At 67.4% G+C, this 17,471-nt stretch carries 15 protein-coding genes; 6 read left to right on the top strand and 9 right to left on the bottom strand.

Annotated features, from left to right (window positions below):
* Positions 1-34: 34 nt before the first annotated feature.
* The 6 genes from pgl to tkt form a co-directional block, all read right to left on the bottom strand.
* The gene (gene pgl / locus IWX65_RS12085) at positions 35-850 is read right to left on the bottom strand and encodes a 6-phosphogluconolactonase (protein WP_196883136.1); all 816 of its coding nucleotides are present in this window, start codon (positions 848-850) and stop codon (positions 35-37) included.
* The gene (locus IWX65_RS12080) at positions 840-1,781 is read right to left on the bottom strand and encodes a glucose-6-phosphate dehydrogenase assembly protein OpcA (protein ID WP_196883135.1); all 942 of its coding nucleotides are present in this window, start codon (positions 1,779-1,781) and stop codon (positions 840-842) included. The genes pgl and IWX65_RS12080 overlap by 11 nt, the downstream gene beginning before the upstream one ends.
* Complete coding sequence (zwf, locus tag IWX65_RS12075) at positions 1,778-3,322, bottom strand: glucose-6-phosphate dehydrogenase (RefSeq protein WP_196883134.1); 1,545 nt, start codon at positions 3,320-3,322, stop codon at positions 1,778-1,780. Before zwf ends, IWX65_RS12080 begins: the two co-directional genes overlap by 4 nt.
* Positions 3,323-3,324: 2 nt before the next feature.
* Positions 3,325-4,995: a glucose-6-phosphate isomerase gene (locus IWX65_RS12070; RefSeq protein ID WP_196883133.1), complete on the bottom strand. Its 1,671-nt coding sequence runs from the start codon at positions 4,993-4,995 to the stop codon at positions 3,325-3,327.
* A gap of 7 nt (positions 4,996-5,002) precedes the next feature.
* Positions 5,003-6,115, bottom strand: a complete 1,113-nt coding sequence (gene tal / locus IWX65_RS12065) for a transaldolase (protein WP_196883132.1) — start codon at positions 6,113-6,115, stop codon at positions 5,003-5,005.
* 66 nt (positions 6,116-6,181) lie between these two features.
* Entirely contained in the window at positions 6,182-8,482 is a 2,301-nt protein-coding gene (tkt, locus tag IWX65_RS12060; RefSeq protein WP_196883131.1) for a transketolase, read from the bottom strand.
* 242 nt (positions 8,483-8,724) lie between these two features.
* On the opposite strand from tkt, the gene IWX65_RS12055 reads away from it, so the two are divergent.
* Complete coding sequence (locus tag IWX65_RS12055) at positions 8,725-9,666, top strand: heme o synthase (protein ID WP_196883129.1); 942 nt, start codon at positions 8,725-8,727, stop codon at positions 9,664-9,666.
* Positions 9,667-9,719: 53 nt separating this feature from the next.
* The gene (locus IWX65_RS12050; protein WP_196883127.1) at positions 9,720-10,616 is read left to right on the top strand and encodes a dihydrodipicolinate synthase family protein; all 897 of its coding nucleotides are present in this window, start codon (positions 9,720-9,722) and stop codon (positions 10,614-10,616) included.
* A gap of 39 nt (positions 10,617-10,655) precedes the next feature.
* Here IWX65_RS12050 and IWX65_RS12045 read toward each other — a convergent pair whose 3' ends face one another.
* Genes IWX65_RS12045 through IWX65_RS12035 form a run of 3 tightly spaced genes read right to left on the bottom strand, consistent with a single transcriptional unit; the run spans position 10,656 to position 13,247 of the window.
* Entirely contained in the window at positions 10,656-11,630 is a 975-nt protein-coding gene (locus IWX65_RS12045; RefSeq protein ID WP_196883125.1) for a COX15/CtaA family protein, read from the bottom strand.
* Between the two features lie 4 nt (positions 11,631-11,634).
* Positions 11,635-12,378 (bottom strand): ABC transporter permease, encoded by a 744-nt coding sequence (locus tag IWX65_RS12040; RefSeq protein WP_196883123.1) that lies wholly within the window; start codon positions 12,376-12,378, stop codon positions 11,635-11,637.
* Positions 12,375-13,247, bottom strand: coding sequence for an ABC transporter ATP-binding protein (locus IWX65_RS12035; protein ID WP_196883176.1), 873 nt, complete (start codon positions 13,245-13,247; stop codon positions 12,375-12,377). Before IWX65_RS12035 ends, IWX65_RS12040 begins: the two co-directional genes overlap by 4 nt.
* Positions 13,248-13,476: 229 nt before the next feature.
* On the opposite strand from IWX65_RS12035, the gene IWX65_RS12030 reads away from it, so the two are divergent.
* The 4 genes from IWX65_RS12030 to IWX65_RS12015 are packed head-to-tail and all read left to right on the top strand — an operon-like array spanning position 13,477 to position 17,448.
* A complete protein-coding gene (locus tag IWX65_RS12030) occupies positions 13,477-14,307 on the top strand; it encodes a helix-turn-helix transcriptional regulator (protein ID WP_196883121.1) in 831 nt (276 codons plus the stop codon).
* On the top strand, positions 14,307-15,782 hold the full coding sequence (gene sufB, locus IWX65_RS12025; RefSeq protein WP_334683832.1) for a Fe-S cluster assembly protein SufB: 1,476 nt from the start codon (positions 14,307-14,309) through the stop codon (positions 15,780-15,782). Before IWX65_RS12030 ends, sufB begins: the two co-directional genes overlap by 1 nt.
* Before the next feature lie 2 nt (positions 15,783-15,784).
* Complete coding sequence (sufD, locus tag IWX65_RS12020) at positions 15,785-17,047, top strand: Fe-S cluster assembly protein SufD (protein WP_196883119.1); 1,263 nt, start codon at positions 15,785-15,787, stop codon at positions 17,045-17,047.
* Positions 17,047-17,448 (top strand): non-heme iron oxygenase ferredoxin subunit, encoded by a 402-nt coding sequence (locus IWX65_RS12015; protein WP_196883117.1) that lies wholly within the window; start codon positions 17,047-17,049, stop codon positions 17,446-17,448. The genes sufD and IWX65_RS12015 overlap by 1 nt, the downstream gene beginning before the upstream one ends.
* The last annotated feature ends 23 nt before the right edge of the window (positions 17,449-17,471 follow it).

Genomic DNA, 17,471 nt, shown 5'->3' with positions numbered 1-17,471 from the left:
TTTTTCACGACGGGCCCCGACGCGAGGAGGGCCCTTACGGTCCTACTTCTTCGTCGGAGTCGTCCTCGTGCTCGATCAGCCGTCCCGGCAACTGCTCCGCGGCGTCCTGGTCGATCAGCCACAGTGTCTTCCGGAGACCACGGGCTCCTGCGGCGGGAACCTGGACCGAACCCGCTCCGGCGAGGGCAAGGCCCACAGCCCCGGCTTTGTCCTTGCCGCTGACGGCGAGCCAGACCTCACGCGCCGTGTTGATCGCCTCAAGGGTCAGAGAGGCTCGCAGGGGAGGGAACTTCGGCGCATTCGCGACGCCGACGACAGTCTGCCCCTTCGTCCGGATGCCAGCCATCTCCGGGAAGAGCGAAGCGACATGGGCGTCGGGCCCCACCCCGAGGAGCAGGACGTCGAAGCGGGGGAGACGGGGATCGGGCGACAGGTCCCCACCCTCGGACGCCGCCGCTGCCTGAAGCTCCTCGGCATAGCCGGCAGCAGCCGCATCCTGGTCGGGGAACTCGTCCTTCGAACCGAATTCATGGACCTTGACCGGGTCGACCTGAAGCCGATCCAGGAGTGCAGCCCTCGCCTGGACGGCGTTCCGCTCCTCATCCGCGGCCCGGAGAAAGCGTTCATCCCCCCACCAGAAGTGCACGTTGGCCCAGTCGACGGCCGCGCTGGCCGGGGACTCGGCGACGGCCTGGAGCGCCGCGGTACCGATCGACCCGCCGGTCAGCACCACCGTGGCGGTTCCACGCTCGGTCTGCACATCGACCAGCCGGGTGATCAGGCGCGCGGCGACGGCGGCCGCGAGGGACGCCGGATCGGGGTGAATGCTTACTTTCGGATCAGCGCTCACTGGTTCGCACACTCCTCAGGTTGGTTCGGGCGAGGCCTTCGGTGATAACTTCTCCGAAGACCTCGTCGGGGTCAAGGCGCCTCAGTTCCTCGGCGAGGCATTCCTGCAGGCCACGGCGGGGAAGCGAGATCCGCTGGACCGGCTGGTTGGGCTGGTAGAGCTCTGCGACGTCGCCGTGTGGCCGGTGGAGTTCCACCTCACCGCCGTTCCTCGACAGGCGCACGCGGCGCAGGCCCGTACCTGCAGGTCCCGCGGCGATCGTGACGGGTACATCCAGTGCCAGGGTCAACCATGCAGCAAGCAGCACCATGCTGGGCGAATCGGAGGCGCCCTCCACCGTGACCGCGGTCACCGGCGCGGAATCGAGCTGATCCAGGACCGCGGCAAGCTGGATACGCCAGTTGGTGAGCCGTGTCCAGGCGAGGTCGGTGTCCCCGGCCTCATAGGTCCTGCTGATGTTGAACAGGGCTGCCGTCGGGTCCGGTTCGTTCGCGGAGTCGGTGATCCTCCGGTGCGCGATACTGCCGATCGAGGTCCGTGATGCCGCTTCCGGAACGCCGTGCGGCCACCAGGCCACGATCGGCGCGTCCGGCAGCAGCAGCGCCGAGACGAGCGACTCGTTCTCGGTGGCGAGTTCACCGTGGCCGCGGAGCACGATGACCTCGGATGCCCCGGCGTCGCCGCCGACGCGGATCTGGCCGTCGAGCCGGGTCTCGTCATCGGCGGAACCCTCGGCGAGCACGATGATGCGGCAGGGATGCTCCCTGCTCGCCTCGTTCGCGGCCCGGATGGCTTCCTCCTCATAGCCCGAGCGGGTGATGACCACAAGGGTCAGGACACGGCCGAGCGCCACGACGCCGCCCCGGTCCCGCAGGGTCATCAGCTCCTTCGACACCTTCGACGTGGTGGTGCCCGGAAGATCGACGATCATGGCCTTCTCCAGGTGCGTCCGTCGCGCGCGAGGAGGTCGTCGGCGGACGCCGGACCCCAGCTGCCGGGAACGTAGGCTTCCGGCTGGCCGCCGAGCGATTCCCAGTACTTCTCGAATGGGTCGAGGATCCGCCAGGACAATTCGACCTCTTCCTGCCGCGGGAACAGGGGGGGTTCGCCCAACAGGACGTCGAGGATGAGTCTTTCGTAGGCCTCGGGGCTTGATTCAGTGAAGGAGTGCCCGTAACCGAAGTCCATGGTGACGTCGCGGACCTCGGTCTGGGTTCCGGGAACCTTCGAGCCGAACCGGATGGTGACCCCCTCGTCGGGCTGCACCCGGATGACCACGGCGTTCTGCCCGAAGTCCTCCTCCGAGTGGTCCCGGAACAGGAGATTCGGCGCGTGTTTGAACACCACGGCGATTTCCGTCACGCGACGGCCCAGGCGCTTCCCGGCGCGAAGGTAGAACGGCACACCGCTCCACCGCCGAGTATGGATGTCGAGCCGGAGGGCGGCGAAGGTCTCCGTGGCGGAGTGCTCCGGAATGCCATCCTCCTCAAGGAAGCCCCGGACCTGCTCACCGCCCTGCCAACCGGCCGCGTACTGGCCGCGCGCGGAATGCCTCGAGAGGTCCTCGGGCAGTGTCACCGCCGCAAGGACCTTCTCCTTCTCGTTGCGCAGGTCCTTCGCCGCAAAGGAGATCGGCTCCTCCATGGCAGTCAGGGCGAGCAGCTGCAGCAGGTGGTTCTGGATGACATCGCGGGCAGCGCCCACGCCGTCGTAGTATCCGGCCCTGCCACCGATTCCGATGTCCTCGGCCATGGTGATCTGGACATGATCGACGTAGTTGGCGTTCCACAGCGGCTCGAAGAGCTGGTTCGCGAAACGCAGCGCGAGGATGTTCTGGACCGTTTCCTTGCCGAGGTAGTGGTCGATCCGAAAGACGGCATCGGGTGGGAACACCTGCTCGACGATCCGGTTGAGCTCCTGCGCCGACTCCAGGTCATGACCGAACGGCTTCTCGATGACCACGCGCCGCCACTGGCCTTCCTCCGGTTGGGCGAGCCCGTGCTCGGAGAGCTTCTGGCACACCACCTCGAAGGCGTTCGGCGGAATGGAGAGGTAGAACGCGTGGTTGCCCCTGGTGCCGCGCGTCGCATCGAGTTCCCCGATGCATTCCTTCAGCCTGCCGAAGGCGTCGTCGTCGTCGAAGTTGCCCTGGACGAAACGCACGCCCGCCGCGAGCTGCTCCCAGACCGCCTCGTTGAACGGCGTCCGCGCGTACTGCGACACCGCGCTTTTCACCTCCTGGGTGAATTGCTCGTCGCTCCAGTCGCGCCGGCCGAAACCCACCAGCGCAAAGCTCGGCGGAAGTAGTCCCCGGTTAGCGAGGTCGTAGATTGCCGGCATCAGCTTCTTGCGCGCCAGGTCGCCGGTGACTCCGAACAGGACGAGCGAGGAGGGACCCGCGATCCTGTTGAGCCGCCGGTCACGCGGATCGCGCAGGGGATTGGCCTGCTTCGCGGTGGCACCCAGGGGCATGACTACCCGTTCCCGGAGGTGTCGGGTCGGCTGATCCCGGCGTCCGCTTCGACCTCCGCGAGGCTGTCGATGACGCTGGAGAGCTGCACCAGCCCCGCGGCACGGTCCGCCAGATGCAGGCGGAGGACCGGCCGGCCGTGGTCGGCGAGGACCTGGGCGTCGCCCGCGGCCTGCGCTGCGATCAGCTGTCCGAACGTGAAGGGCAGGTCGGGGATTCCAAGGTCCGACGCCGCCGCTCCGGTGATCTGCAGGTACACGCCCGATGCCGGTCCACCCTTGTGGAACTGCCCCGTCGAATGGAGGAAACGCGGTGCCCACCCGAACGTGACGGGCCTGCCCGTGAGGGTGGCCAGCGGTGTCCGCACTTCCTCGAGGGACGCCTGCGCGTGCCGATCGAGGTAGGCCTGAACCGAGAGGTAACCGTCCGCACCGAGCTCGGTGAGCAGCGACTGCACGGCGTCACCGACAGTGCTCGAATCCTCCAGCAGGGACGCGTCCCCCCGCACCTCGATGGCGCCGTCGACGAAGGCGGCAGGCGTGGGCTCGGGCTGCGCGTCGAGGAGGCCCCGGGCCGCGTTCTTCGCGGCCTCGACGTCGGGCTGGTCGAAAGGATTGATCCCGAGCAACCGGCCGGCGACGGCGACGGCGTACTCCCAGACGAAGAGCTGGCTGCCGAGCGTGCCGCTGACGACGGCGCGCGTGGCGTCGACGACCCCATCGCCCGGGGCGGTATCGATGGCCGAGAGCAGCACGGGGACGACGTCGTCGGCCACCGCCGTGATCTCGGGTGCGTCGAGCGACGCCACGACAGGCAGCAGCCCCGTACCGAGCTTGCCGGTGGATTCGGCGATGAGCTGCTCAGCCCAGTCACCGAAGCCCGGCAGGCCTGCGCCGGCGTCGGCGAACACGATCTTGTCGCGCAGGGGAGTGGTGCCGCCGAGGACGGCACCGAGGCGCAGGCCGACGTTGTCGTCCCCGTCCTCCGACAGGAACTCCGAGATCTCCTCGGCGTCGTCGATCAGTTCCTCGATATCGGCACCGGCAAGGCCCGACGGCACCAGGCCGAAGGCAGTGAGCGCCGAATAGCGGCCGCCGACGTGCGGGTTGGCGTTGAACACCTGCCGGTATCCGGCAGCACGCGCCGACCCGTCGAGGGGCGAGCCCGGGTCGGTCACGATGATGATGCGCGACTTCGCATCGATCCCCGCGTCGGTGAAGGCCTTCTCGAAGATCCGGCGCTGGGAGTCCGTCTCCACGGTGGAGCCGGACTTCGACGACACGACGATCGCGGTCCTGTCGAGGCCCTCCTCCACGGCGGTGCGGACCTGGTCCGGGTCCGTCGAGTCGAGCACCACGAGATCCACGCCGGCGGCCCGGGTGATGACCTCCGGGGCAAGTGACGAGCCTCCCATCCCACACAGGACGATGCGGTCCACCCCCTCGGCCGCTAGGTCCTTCCGCAACCCGAGGATGGCGGGAATCAACGAGCGCGACTCGTCGAACAGGTCGATCCAGCCGAGGCGGACCGACGCCTCGGCTTCGGCGTCCGGACCCCACAGCGTGGGGTCCTTCGCCATGAGCCGTGATGCCACCCGGTCCTCGATCAGGGCGGGCAGGGCGGAGTCGATGGCTTGCCGGGCGGCGCCGGAGGCGACGAGAGCGAAGGAACCCATCGTCCGATCAGCCCTTCGCGGAGTCGAGGGCGGTCCGGACGGTTTCGAGGAGCTCCGACCAGCTGGCCACGAACTTGTCGAGTCCCTCGGTCTCGAGCAGCTCCACGACGTCGGTGTAGGAGATGCCCAGCGCGTCGAGCCGGTTCAGGATGTCGGTGGACTCCTGGTAGGTGCCGGTAACGGTGTCGCCCTCAATGACGCCGTGGTCGGCCGTCGCCTCGAGCGTCTTTTCCGGCATGGTGTTCACCACGTTGGCAGCAACGAGGCCCGTGACGTACAGGGTGTCGGGAAGGTTCGGATCCTTGACACCGGTCGACGCCCACAGCGGGCGCTGCGGCTGCGCGCCGGCCGCGGCGAGGACCTGCCAGCGTTCGGTCGCGAACTGCTCCTCGTAGACCTGGTAGGCTAGTCGCGCATTCGCAAGGCCGGCCTTGCCCTTGAGCGCGGTCGCCTCCTCGGTGCCCAGGGCATCGAGACGCGCGTCGATCTCGGCGTCGACGCGCGAGACGAAGAAGGATGCCACGGACTGGATCTTCGAGAGGTCGTGGCCGTTCTCCTTGGCCTGCTCCAGGCCGAGCAGGAAGGCGTTGATGACGGCGCGGTAGCGCTCGAGCGAGAAGATCAGGGTCACGTTGACGCTGATGCCCACCGCGAGGGTAGCGGCGATGGCTTCGAGGCCCTCGACGGTCGCCGGGATCTTGATGAGCACATTGGTGCGCTGGACCTTCGCGTGGAGCCGTTTCGCCTCGGCTATGGTGCCTTCGGTGTCGCGGGAGAGCCGTGGGTCCACCTCGATGGAGACCCTTCCGTCAGCACCGCCGCTCTTCTTCGCCTGTTCCGCGAAGATATCGCAGGCCTGGGCTACGTCGTGGGTGGTGATGTCGAAGACGGCCTGGTCGACGGACGCGCCGGCTTCCGCGAGCGCGCCAACCTGCGTGGCGTAGGACTCGCCCTTCTTCAGCGCAGCAGCGAAGATGCTGGGGTTGGTGGTCACGCCCACCACGTCGAGTTCCTCGATGAGCCGCTTGAAGGCGCCCGAGTTGATGCGCTCCCGTGACAGGTCGTCAAGCCAGATGGAGACGCCGGCTGCCGAGAGGTCAGCCGTTGGTGTCGAAGTCATGATGTTCTCCTTTGTTCCGCTTCCGCGGGAAAGACGTGCCGAAAGGGTTGAGTCTAAGAAGGGGTGCTACTGCTGGTCGCCAGTCTCGGTGGACTGGGCACCCGATCCCACGGCCGGTGTGCCGTTAGGCGCGAGGGGAACGGAGGAGGCGGCATGAAGGGACTCCTTCGCAGCCGCGACGACTGCCTCTGCGGTGATCCCGAATTCGCGGAACAGCGTCTTGTAGTCCGCGGAGGCCCCGAAATGCTCTAGGGAGACGATCCGCCCGGCGTCGCCGACCAGTCCGTGCCAGCTCTGCGCCACCCCTGCCTCCACCGAAACCCGTGCCCGCACCGAGCGGGGCAGGACGCTTTCGCGGTAGTCCTGGTCCTGCGCGTTGAACCACTCGAGGCACGGCACCGACACCACGCGCGCCGAGATTCCGTCGGCTTCGAGGGCCTCGCGTGCCTGAACTGCGAGCTGGACCTCGGAGCCCGTGCCCAGCAGGATCACGTCGGGCGTTCCGCTCTTCGCCTCGGCCAGTACGTAGGCGCCGCGGGCCACACCGTCGGCGGACCCGAAGGTATCACCGGAGGCAGCGCCGGTGCCACGCTCGTAGGTGGGGATGTTCTGCCGGGTCAGCACGATGCCGGCGGGGTTCTCGGTGTTCTCGAGGATGGTGCGCCAGGCGACGGCCACCTCATTGGCGTCTCCAGGGCGGACGACGTCGAGCCCCGGAATGGTCCGCAGCGATGACAGCTGCTCCACCGGCTGGTGGGTCGGTCCGTCCTCGCCGAGACCGATCGAATCGTGCGTCCAGACGTAGATGGCCGGAACGCCCATCAGTGCGCCGAGGCGCACGGCGGGCCGCTGGTAGTCACTGAAGATGAGGAACGTACCGGAGAAGGCCCGCGTGCTGCTGTGCATCACGATGCCGTTGACGATCGCGGCAGCCGCATGCTCGCGGATGCCGAAGTGCAGCACCCTGCCGTAGGGGTTGCCCGACCAGGCATCGGTCTGACGGCTCTCGGGGATGAAGGACGGCGAACCCTCGATCGTGGTGTTGTTCGACTCGGCGAGGTCGGCGGATCCTCCCCACAGCTCTGGAAGCACCGGACCGATGGCGGTCAGGACCTTGCCCGAAGCCGCACGGGTGGACAGATCCTTGCCCGGCTCGAACACCGGAAGGCTTGCTTCCCAGCCGTCCGGCAGGGTCCGCGCCCGGATACGCTCCAGCAGTGCGGTCTCCTCGGGGTGCGCCTCGCTCCAGGTCGTGAAGGTCGAATTCCACTCGTCGTGCACTGCCGCGCCCCGATCGACGACGCCGCGGGCGTGGGCAAGCACCTCCGGGTCGACGTCGAAATGCTTTCCGGGGTCGAAGCCGAGCGTTTCCTTGAGCGCCGCGACCTCGTCCTTGCCGAGGGCGGAGCCGTGGATCTTGCCGGTGTTCTGCTTGGTGGGCGAGGGCCAGCCGATGATGGTCCGGAGGGAGACGATGGAGGGCTTCGACGTCTCGTTCTTCGCTGCGACCAGCGCGCCGTACAGCTCCGCGATGTCCTCGACATATTCGCCGGTCCGCGTCCAGTCCACGCGCTGCACGTGCCAGCCATAGGCTTCGTACCGCTTGAGGACGTCCTCGCTGAAGGAGACGTCAGTGTCGTCCTCGATGGAGATGTGGTTCTCGTCGTACAGGACCACGAGGTTGCCGAGTTCCTGGTGGCCGGCAAGCGAGGACGCTTCGGCGGTGACGCCCTCCTGGAGGTCGCCGTCGGAGGCGATGACCCAGATGGTGTGATCGAACGGGCTGGTGCCCTCCGGTGCCTCCGCGTCGAACATGCCTCGCTGGCGGCGCTGGCCGTAGGCGAACCCGACCGACGTCGCCAGGCCCTGACCCAGGGGACCGGTGGTGATTTCCACGCCCTTGGTGTGACGGTATTCGGGGTGCCCGGGCGTCAGCGAGCCCCAGGTACGCAGTGCCTGCAGGTCGGGGAGCTCGAGGCCGTAGCCGGACAGGTACAACTGGATGTAAAGGGTGAGCGACGTGTGTCCGGGGGAGAGGACGAAACGATCGCGCCCCGTCCACTCGGGATCCGACGGGTCATGCCGCATCAGCTTCTGGAACAGGAGATACGCGGCGGGCGCGAGGCTCATCGCCGTTCCAGGGTGCCCGTTTCCCACCTTCTCCACTGCATCTGCCGCAAGGACTCGCACCGTGTCCACCGCGCGGTCGTCCAGTTTCGTCCAGTTCAGTTCCTGCTCTTGCGTCTGTGGCACGTTTCCGGGCCCCTCTCTGTCCGGAACGGCCAGCGCCTCGGGCGCCGAATACTTTGGCCCGGGGGCGCCGAGAAGCACCCTGGCCAGCTGGCCGTTCGCCGTCGAATTCTGCATGCTACAAGCACATCCCGGCATCCTGTACGGCGATGCCAAGCGGGCTTTGCGATCCACCCTATCCTTTCCGCAATCCAATGCGGCGCCCGATCCGTAACATGTTGTTCATCACAACTGCTGCCTGTTTCCGGCGTTCGGGACGGAGAACCATCCCCACCCGCCCGGCCCTGCCGAGTTCTACAGGCTGTAAAAGGGTATGATGGGCAGATCTTTTACTCCGGAAGAAACGAAAGTGTTGCCTCGTGAAGACCCAGCAGGTTCCTGCACCGGCACGTGCTCAGCGGGCCCGCCCGGGCTTCGGACGCAAAGCCAGGGCTTATCTCGCGCTGACCAAGCCGCGCGTGATCGAGCTCCTCCTGGTGACCACGCTTCCCACCATGATCTTCGCCCAGGGCGGGTTTCCGCCGCTCGGGCTGATCCTGGCGACGCTGGTGGGCGGGGCCTTCGCCGCGGGTAGCGCAGGCGCCTTCAACTGCTACATCGACCGCGACATCGACAAGATCATGCACCGCACGGAGAACCGCCCGCTGGTCACCGGGGAAGTAACACCCCGTGAAGCGCTGATCTTCTCCTGGGCACTGGGCGTCCTGGCGATCGCCATCCTCTGGTTCGGCGCCAACCCCCTCGCGGGTGCACTGGGCGTCGCCGCCATCTTCCTGTACGTAGTCGTCTACACGCTGGTGCTCAAGCGGCGCACCGCCCAGAACATCGTCTGGGGAGGTGCCGCCGGCTGCATGCCGGTCCTGATCGCCTGGGCAGCCGTCACCAATGCCGTCGAATGGCCGGCCGTGGTGCTGTTCCTCATCATCTTCCTGTGGACGCCGCCGCACTACTGGCCGCTGTCCATGAAATACAGCGACGACTACAGGGCCGCCAATGTTCCCATGCTCGGGGCCATCGCCGGAGCACGTACCGTCTCGGTCCAGGTGGTCCTCTACGCTTGGGCCATGGTGGCGTGCTCCCTCCTCCTGCTTCCGGCGGGTGCCGGCTGGGTCTACTCCTGCGCCGCCGTCGGAGCCGGCGCCTGGTTCCTCCGCGAATCCCACCGCCTGTACTCGCAGGCTCAGCGAGGCGAGTTGAGCACCAAGGCCGCCATGAAGGTCTTCCACGGCTCGATCAGCTACCTGACCGTCCTCTTCCTCGCGCTTGCCGTCGACCCCTTCGTGGGCGGACCCGTCCTCTAGTCCCTGGGCCGCCCGGCTCCGGATGCGCCACAGGGAAGGCCTAGCATGGGCCTATGGACTTCACCGGCCTCATCGCCTATCCGATCACCCCGTTCACTCCCGACGGCGAAATCAACTACCCGGAACTCGGCGGGATGGTCACAGGACTCGCACGCGCCGGCGTCGACGCCGTCGCTGTCCTCGGTTCATCGGGAAGCTTCGCCTACCTCAGCACCGCTGAGCGCACCCGTGTCGCAAGGACCGCCATCGAGGCAGCCGGGGGCGCCGTGCCCGTGGTGGTGGGTATCAGCTCGGTGGGGACGCGGGAAGTGCTCGACGCCGCCGTCGACGCAGCGCAGGCCGGCGCGGCAGGCCTGGTGCTGTCCCCGGTGTCCTATGTTCCCCTCACCAACGAGGAGGTCCTTGCCCAGACACAGGCTGTCAGCGCTGAAACCGGCCTGCCGATCTGCCTGTACAACAACCCGGGCACCACGCAGTTCGACTACGGGCTCGACCTCGTGGCGGAGCTCCTCGACCTGCAGAACGTGGTGGCGTTCAAGGACACCGCCCCCGACGCCGAGACCTTCAATGCGCGCTACGCGAAGCTCCGCTCCCTGACGTCCCGGCCGGTGAGCCACGGATTGAGCGGGGACCTCCTGATGGTCTCCGGCTCGATTGCCGCGGACGCCTGGCACACCGGCCCCGGTGCGCTACTGCCGATGTACTACTCGATGCTGCGGAATGCCGTCGTGGCCGGAGAAACCGAACAGGCCAAAGTCTGCCGCAAGGTGCTGCTGCCGCTCATCCAGCACGTGGTCGACCTGCGCAAGATCAGCGGCCTCCACCTGCTGGCCAAGGTATGCGGCATCAACGCGGGCGACCCGAGGCGTCCGCTGCTTCCTGCGCCCGGAAGCGAGCAGCGCGAGTTGGGCAGGCTGCTCGACGTCGTCGAGGCAACGCTGGGGACGTAAGCACGGGGACCCCGGGGACCCAGGCGGTGCGGTGCCTGATCAGCGGCGCTGCTGTGCCGGTTCCCGATTCCTTCGCGCCGTCCCTAGCTCGGGCTGGCGCGTGACGCCCACGTAGACGGCGTGCGCGGCGGCGGCGGTGAGCAGCGAGGCGCCCAGCATGTGCAGGGCGACGAGGGCCACCGGCAGGTTCAGGAAGTGCTGAGCATAGCCGATGGCTCCCTGAGCCAGCACCACGACCGCGAGCAGGAGGAGCGCCCGGCGGAGTCGCGGCGCCACGGCCCACCGCAGGGCAAGGACGACGGCGACCGCAACGGCGAACACCAGCAGGTACACGGGGGCGGCGTGCAGCTTCGTCATCAGTTCAGGATCGAGGCTATTGCGTGCCGCGCCGTGGTCGCCCGCATGGGGACCCGAGCCGGTGACGATGACGCCCAGCACCACGGTGATACCGGTGAGGGTGGCGATGGCCTGGAGCAGGCGCCGCATCGACCGCGGCGCCGCCTGCGGTAGCCGCACCGCGCTGTCCGCCGTGGTCAGCCGGGAGCGGTTGACCAGTACGGTGGCCAGGACGACGAGTGCCATCGACACCAGGAAGTGCCAGCCGACGATCCACGGATTGAGCCCCGTCCAAACGGTGATGCCCCCGATCACGGCCTGCACGGGAATGCCGGCGAACAGCGCCACAGCAAGGCGGAACAGGTCCCGGCGCTCCTTCCGCAGGTTCCAGAGCGACACGAGCATGGCGACGGCGACCAGCACCAGGACGAAGGTCAGCAGCCGGTTGCCGAACTCGATGACTCCGTGGATGCCCATTTCAGGGGTGCTGACGATCGAGTCGGGCGTGCAGCGCGGCCATTCGGGGCAGCCGAGGCCGGACGCCGTCAGGCGCACCGCACCGCCCGTCACGACGATGACGATCTGCGACACGAGCGACGCGATGGCGAGCCGGCGGACCAGCGGCGTGGTCGAACGGGGAAGCCTCGACGAAAGGGACCGGAAAGCGGGGTATGTCATGTAGCTAGCTCCATTTGAACCATCGGACAGCGGCTAGGCTCGCCACGGCGGCCCAGGCGAGGAGGAGAACGCAGGACAGCAGGTTGAACTGTCCCTCGACCAGGGCACTGCGGAGCCCATCGCCGAGGGCGGCGGATGGCAGCAGGCCCACGATCGGCGCGGCGACCGCGGGAAGCTGGGACGCCGGAAGAATGATCCCGCCCGCCGCGGCGAGCAGGATCCAGACCAGGTTGGTGACGGCGAGGGTCGCCTCGGGACGCAGCGTGCCGGCTACGAGGAGCCCCAGAGCAGTGAACGCCGCTGACCCGAGGGCCAGCAGCAGGGCGGCCGGCACCAGGCCGGCGGCATCGGGCCGCCACCCCATCAGCAGCGCCGCTCCACCGATGACCACCAACTGGACGGCCAGCACCACGACGACGGCGCACGCCTTCCCGAAGATCAGTCCCGATTTGCCGAGGGGAGTCGTGGAGAGGAACCGCAGCACCCCGTAGCGGCGGTCGAAGCCGGTGGCGATGCCCTGTCCCGTGAAGGCCGTGGACATGGTGCAGAGCGCCAGCACTCCGGGCGCGGCGATGTCGATGCGGCTGGCGGCGTAGCCGTCGAGCAACGGTGTGAGGACCAGCCCGGCGAGGGCGAGCAGCGGGAGCACGATGGCAAGCACCAGTTGCTCACCGTTGCGCAGCATGGCTGCCGCTTCGTAGCCGCCGTGTCGGAGGACCCGGGATGCCAGGGGAGCGGCGGTGCTCATCGGATGCTCCTGCCCGAGATATCGAGGAAGACCTCTTCGAGCGAGCGCGGCGCCATGGAGATGGTCGTGGGCATCACGCCGCTGGCCGACCACCACTGCGCCAGCCGCGCGATGTCCTCGGGAACGATGTGCCCGCTGAGGACATACCTGCCCGGCTCCAGTTCGGCGCAGGACAGATGCGCCATCTGCTCCGGAGGCAGGCTGAGGCCAGGCACTGTCTCGAACCGGAGTTCGCGCAGGTCGTCAGCGCCCTCGACGGCCGTCAGCTCAGCGACGGTGCCCTCCGCAACGGTTCTTCCGGCTTCGATGATGTAGACGTAGTCGGCGAGCTTCTGCGCGTCGTCGAGCAGGTGGGTGGTGAGGATGATCGCCAGGCCCGCTGCCCGGAGTTCCTGAATGAGCTCGAAGACGATGGTGCGGGACTGCGGATCCAGCCCGGCGCTCGGCTCGTCGAGGAACAGGACCTCGGGCTGGCCCACCAGGGCGCAGGCGAGGGCGAGCCGCTGCTTCTGCCCTCCGGAGAGTCCGCGGATGCTTCCCGCGCCGAAGTCCGCGATGCCGAGGCGTTCGGCGAGCCCATCGATTTCGAGGGGCGCCGAATACAGGGACGCCACATGCTTCAACAGGGCCATCGGCTTGACCGACGGCGGCAGCCCGCCCTCCTGCAGCATGACCCCGACGCGCGCCCGGAGGTCGGGACGTGCCCGGTACGGGTTCTCGCCGAGGAGCAGGACCTTCCCTGCGTCCGGACGCTGCAGACCCTGGGCACACTCGAGCGTCGTCGTCTTGCCTGCGCCGTTCGCGCCGAGCAGTGCCGTGACCTGACCTGGCTGCGCTGAAAGGCGGACGCCGTCGAGGACCCGGACCATCCGGCCGTCGAGGGAGGAAACCGGCCCGAAATCCTTGACGAGGCCTTCGATGGAGAGCGAGGCGGCGGAGTGTGGCACCCCCTGATTCTACGTCAGGTAGTAGGAGCCGGTCTGTCGCAGATGGGTAGCCTCGCCTAAGTGGTGGCACCCGCGACAACAGGAATACATTAGGCCATGATTGTGTTGTGTATTTTGTCGACTATTAACTGCCCGGAGGAGGTATTTGCCCATGACTGTGGCGCCGCACACCTCCGGGCCCCGCACCGGCGAGGATAGCGTCTTCGGTTCCCGGCCCGGCACCCCCGAGGCAGGTGCCGAGCCCGATGAGCGCACCCGCGACCGCGTGCTCGCCGCCGTCCTCGAGCATGGCCCCGTGTCCGCCGCCGAACTCGGCGACACGCTCGGCTTCACGCCGGCCGCCATGCGCAGGCACCTCGACGCGCTCTTCCAGCACGGCCTGATCGAGGTCAAGCGGGCAAAATCCTCGGCGAGCGGGGCGGGACGCCCGGCGAGGCGCTACGTCCTCAGCCAGCGGGGGCAGAGCAAGCTCGGCAACGACTACCTCGATATCGCGAAAGCCGCACTCGCTCAACTCGGCACCCTTGCGGGCCCCGACGCCGTCCGGGAATTCGCGCGCAGCCGGTTCGCCGGAATGGAGGAACGGTACGCGCCGGTGGTCGACGCCGCGGGTCCATCCCTCGAAGACCGCGCCCTGGCCCTTGCCGGCGCCCTCAGCGCCGATGGTTTCGCCAGTTCCACCAAGACGGTCGGCGGCAGCGCCGGGCGGACCTCGATGCTGAGCGTGCAGCTGTGCCAGGGCCACTGCCCTATCCAGGAGCTTGCCGCCGAGTTCCCCGCATTCTGCGATCAGGAAACCGAAGTGTTCTCTCGGCTGCTCGGCGTGGACGTGCGCCGGCTCTCGACGCTCGCGCGCGGCGGGCACGTCTGCACCACCCACATACCGGTCGGCAGGGTGCGCCCCGCGGCGGTCGCCGAAGCCGAGCCAGATTTTCCATCAGGACAAGCAACGTTATCCATCCATCAGCAAGGAAGGCCGTGATGACGGATCAAGTAGACCAGAAGCTTACGACGCCGGTAGCAGTACCGGAGTCAGTGATCTCCGACATCCTCGAGAAGAACCCGGAGCTCGAGGGCATCGGCACCTACCAGTACGGCTGGGCCGACAAGAACGACGTCAGCGCCAACGCACGGCGCGGGCTGAGCGAGGAGGTGGTCCGCGACATCTCGGCGAAGAAGAACGAGCCGCAGTGGATGCTCGACCTCCGCCTCAAGGGCCTCAAGTACTTCGACCGCAAGCCCATGCCCTCCTGGGGCGCGGACCTGTCGGGTATCGACTTCGACAACATCAAGTACTTCGTACGCTCCACGGAGAAGCAGGCGAACACCTGGGAGGACCTTCCCGAGGACATCCGGAACACGTACGAGAAGCTCGGCATCCCCGAGGCGGAGCGTGCCCGCCTCGTCTCCGGTGTGGCGGCCCAGTACGAGTCGGAGGTGGTGTACCACCAGCTCCGCGAGGACCTCGAGCGCCAGGGTGTCCTGTTCCTCGACACCGATACAGCACTGCGTGAGCACCCGGAGATCTTCCAGGAGTACTTCGGCACCATCATCCCGGTCGGCGACAACAAGTTCGCGTCGCTGAACACCGCCGTGTGGTCGGGCGGCTCCTTCGTGTACGTACCCAAGGGCGTTCACGTCGAGATCCCGCTGCAGGCCTACTTCCGCATCAACACGGAGAACATGGGCCAGTTCGAGCGCACGCTGATCATCGCGGACGAGGACTCCTACGTCCACTACATCGAGGGCTGCACCGCGCCGATCTATACCTCGGACTCGCTGCACTCGGCCGTCGTCGAGATCGTGGTCAAGAAGGGCGCCCGCGTCCGCTACACCACCATCCAGAACTGGTCGAACAACGTGTACAACCTGGTGACGAAGCGTGCGATCGCACACGAGGGCGCCACCATGGAGTGGATCGACGGCAACATCGGTTCCAAGGTCACCATGAAGTACCCGGCCGTCTACCTGGTCGGCGAGCACGCGAAGGGCGAGACGCTGTCCATCGCATTCGCCGGTGAAGGCCAGCACCAGGACACCGGTTCGAAGATGGTCCACATCGCGCCGAACACGAAGTCATCCATCATCTCCAAGTCCGTAGCACGCGGCGGCGGACGGGCTGCCTATCGTGGACTCGTCCAGGTCCGGGAGGGAGCGACCCACTCGGCCAACACAGTGCGCTGTGATGCTCTCCTCGTGGACACAATCTCCCGCTCGGACACCTACCCCTACGTCGACATCCGCGAGGATGACGTCACCATGGGGCATGAGGCCACGGTCTCGAGGGTGAGCGAGGAACAGCTCTTCTACCTCATGTCCCGTGGAATGCCGGAAGACGAGGCCATGGCGATGATCGTGCGCGGGTTCATCGAGCCCATCGCCCGCGAACTGCCCATGGAATACGCGCTCGAGCTCAACCGGCTGATCGAACTCCAGATGGAAGGGGCAGTAGGCTAGTAATGGCTGAAACCACCAACGTAGACGAAATAACGCTCAACCCGACGGCGATCGAAGGATTCAGCGAAGAGGGCGAAAGCCTTTCGGAGCTGAATACCGGGACCGAGCAGCTCGGCCTCAAGAAGCACAGCCACGGCAACGCCCCGGTGATCCCCGAGGCCTCGAGGGGCGAGCGGCTGAAGTCCTACGACCTCGCCGACTTCGCGCCGCTGACCGGCCAGGAGGAGGACTGGCGCTTCACACCCCTGAAGCGCCTCCGCGGCCTCCACACCGATCCTCTGACCGGCACCGCGCCGACAGTGACGGTCACCGGAGCGTCGAACGTGCGCACCGAGACCGTGGAGCGCACCGATTCCCGGATCGGCTCGGCAGCCATCCCCGAGGACCGGGTCGCCGCTGCGGCCTGGGCCGCCGTCGCCACTGCCACCGTGATCACCGTCCCCGCCGAAACCATCGCCGACAGCGAAGTGCTGGTCGACGTATCAGGAAGCGACAGCACCGCGGCAGCCCAGCACCTCGTCATCCATGCCGGCAGGTTCTCGAAGGCCGTCGTGGTGCTCGATCACCACGGCAAGGCCACGCTCGCCCAGAATGTGGAGATCAACGTCGAGGACGGCGCCGAGCTCACCGTCGTGAGCGTCCAGCAGTGGGACGACGACGCCGTCCACGTCTCGTCGCAGCAGGCGAAGATCGGCCGCGATGCGCGGTACAAGCACGTGGTGGTCACGCTGGGCGGGGACCTCGTGAGGCTCACGCCGTCGTCGGTCTTCACCGGTCCGGGCGCCGAGGTGGAGATGTACGGCCTGTACTTCGCCGACGCCGGCCAACACCTCGAGCAGCGCCTGCTGGTGGACCATGCCGTGCCCAACTGCAAGTCACGTGTCACCTACAAGGGAGCACTACAGGGCAAGGACGCGCACACCGTATGGGTAGGCGACGTCCTGATCCGCAAGGCCGCCGAGGGCACCGACACCTACGAAACGAACCGCAACCTGCTGCTGACCGACGGCGCGCGGTCCGATTCCGTCCCCAACCTCGAGATCGAAACCGGGCTCATCGAGGGCGCAGGCCATGCCAGCGCCACCGGCCGGTTCGACGACGAGCACCTGTTCTACCTGATGGCCCGCGGCATCCCCGAACGGACCGCGCGCCGACTCGTCGTCCGCGGTTTCCTGAACGAGGTCATCCAGCAGATCGGGGTCCCCACACTCGAGGAACGCCTTTCCGAGGCCGTCGAGCAGGAACTCGCAGCAGGAAACCTGTGATGAACGAGCCCGTATCGGCTGAACCTGCCTTGGTCGAACCTGCACTGCCTGAACCTGCGGGTGAATTGATCTGCAGCGTCGACGACATCGGGGTGAAACAGGCGCTGCGCGTGCTGATCGACGACTACCCCGTCGTCGTCGTCCGCGATTCCGACGGTGAGATTCACGCCCTGGGCGACACCTGCTCGCACGCCGACATCTCGCTGGCCGAGGGGGACGTCGAAGGCTGTGCCATCGAATGCTGGGGGCACGGATCGCAGTTCGACCTCCGCAGCGGAGCGCCCCTGCAACTCCCGGCCTACGACCCGGTGCCCGTTTTCGCCCTGGCGATCCACGAAGGCAACGTCTACGTGGACGTCAGCACAGTCACCAACGGAGCGCCCGTACCCCAGCTTGGCTAGCCGCCCGCCGCGGCACCACCCCC

Origin of the sequence: Arthrobacter sp. CAN_A214 (assembly GCF_015751955.1) — a bacterium.
Lineage (GTDB): Bacteria > Actinomycetota > Actinomycetes > Actinomycetales > Micrococcaceae > Arthrobacter_D.
This window is presented reverse-complemented; position numbering and strand designations above follow the sequence as displayed.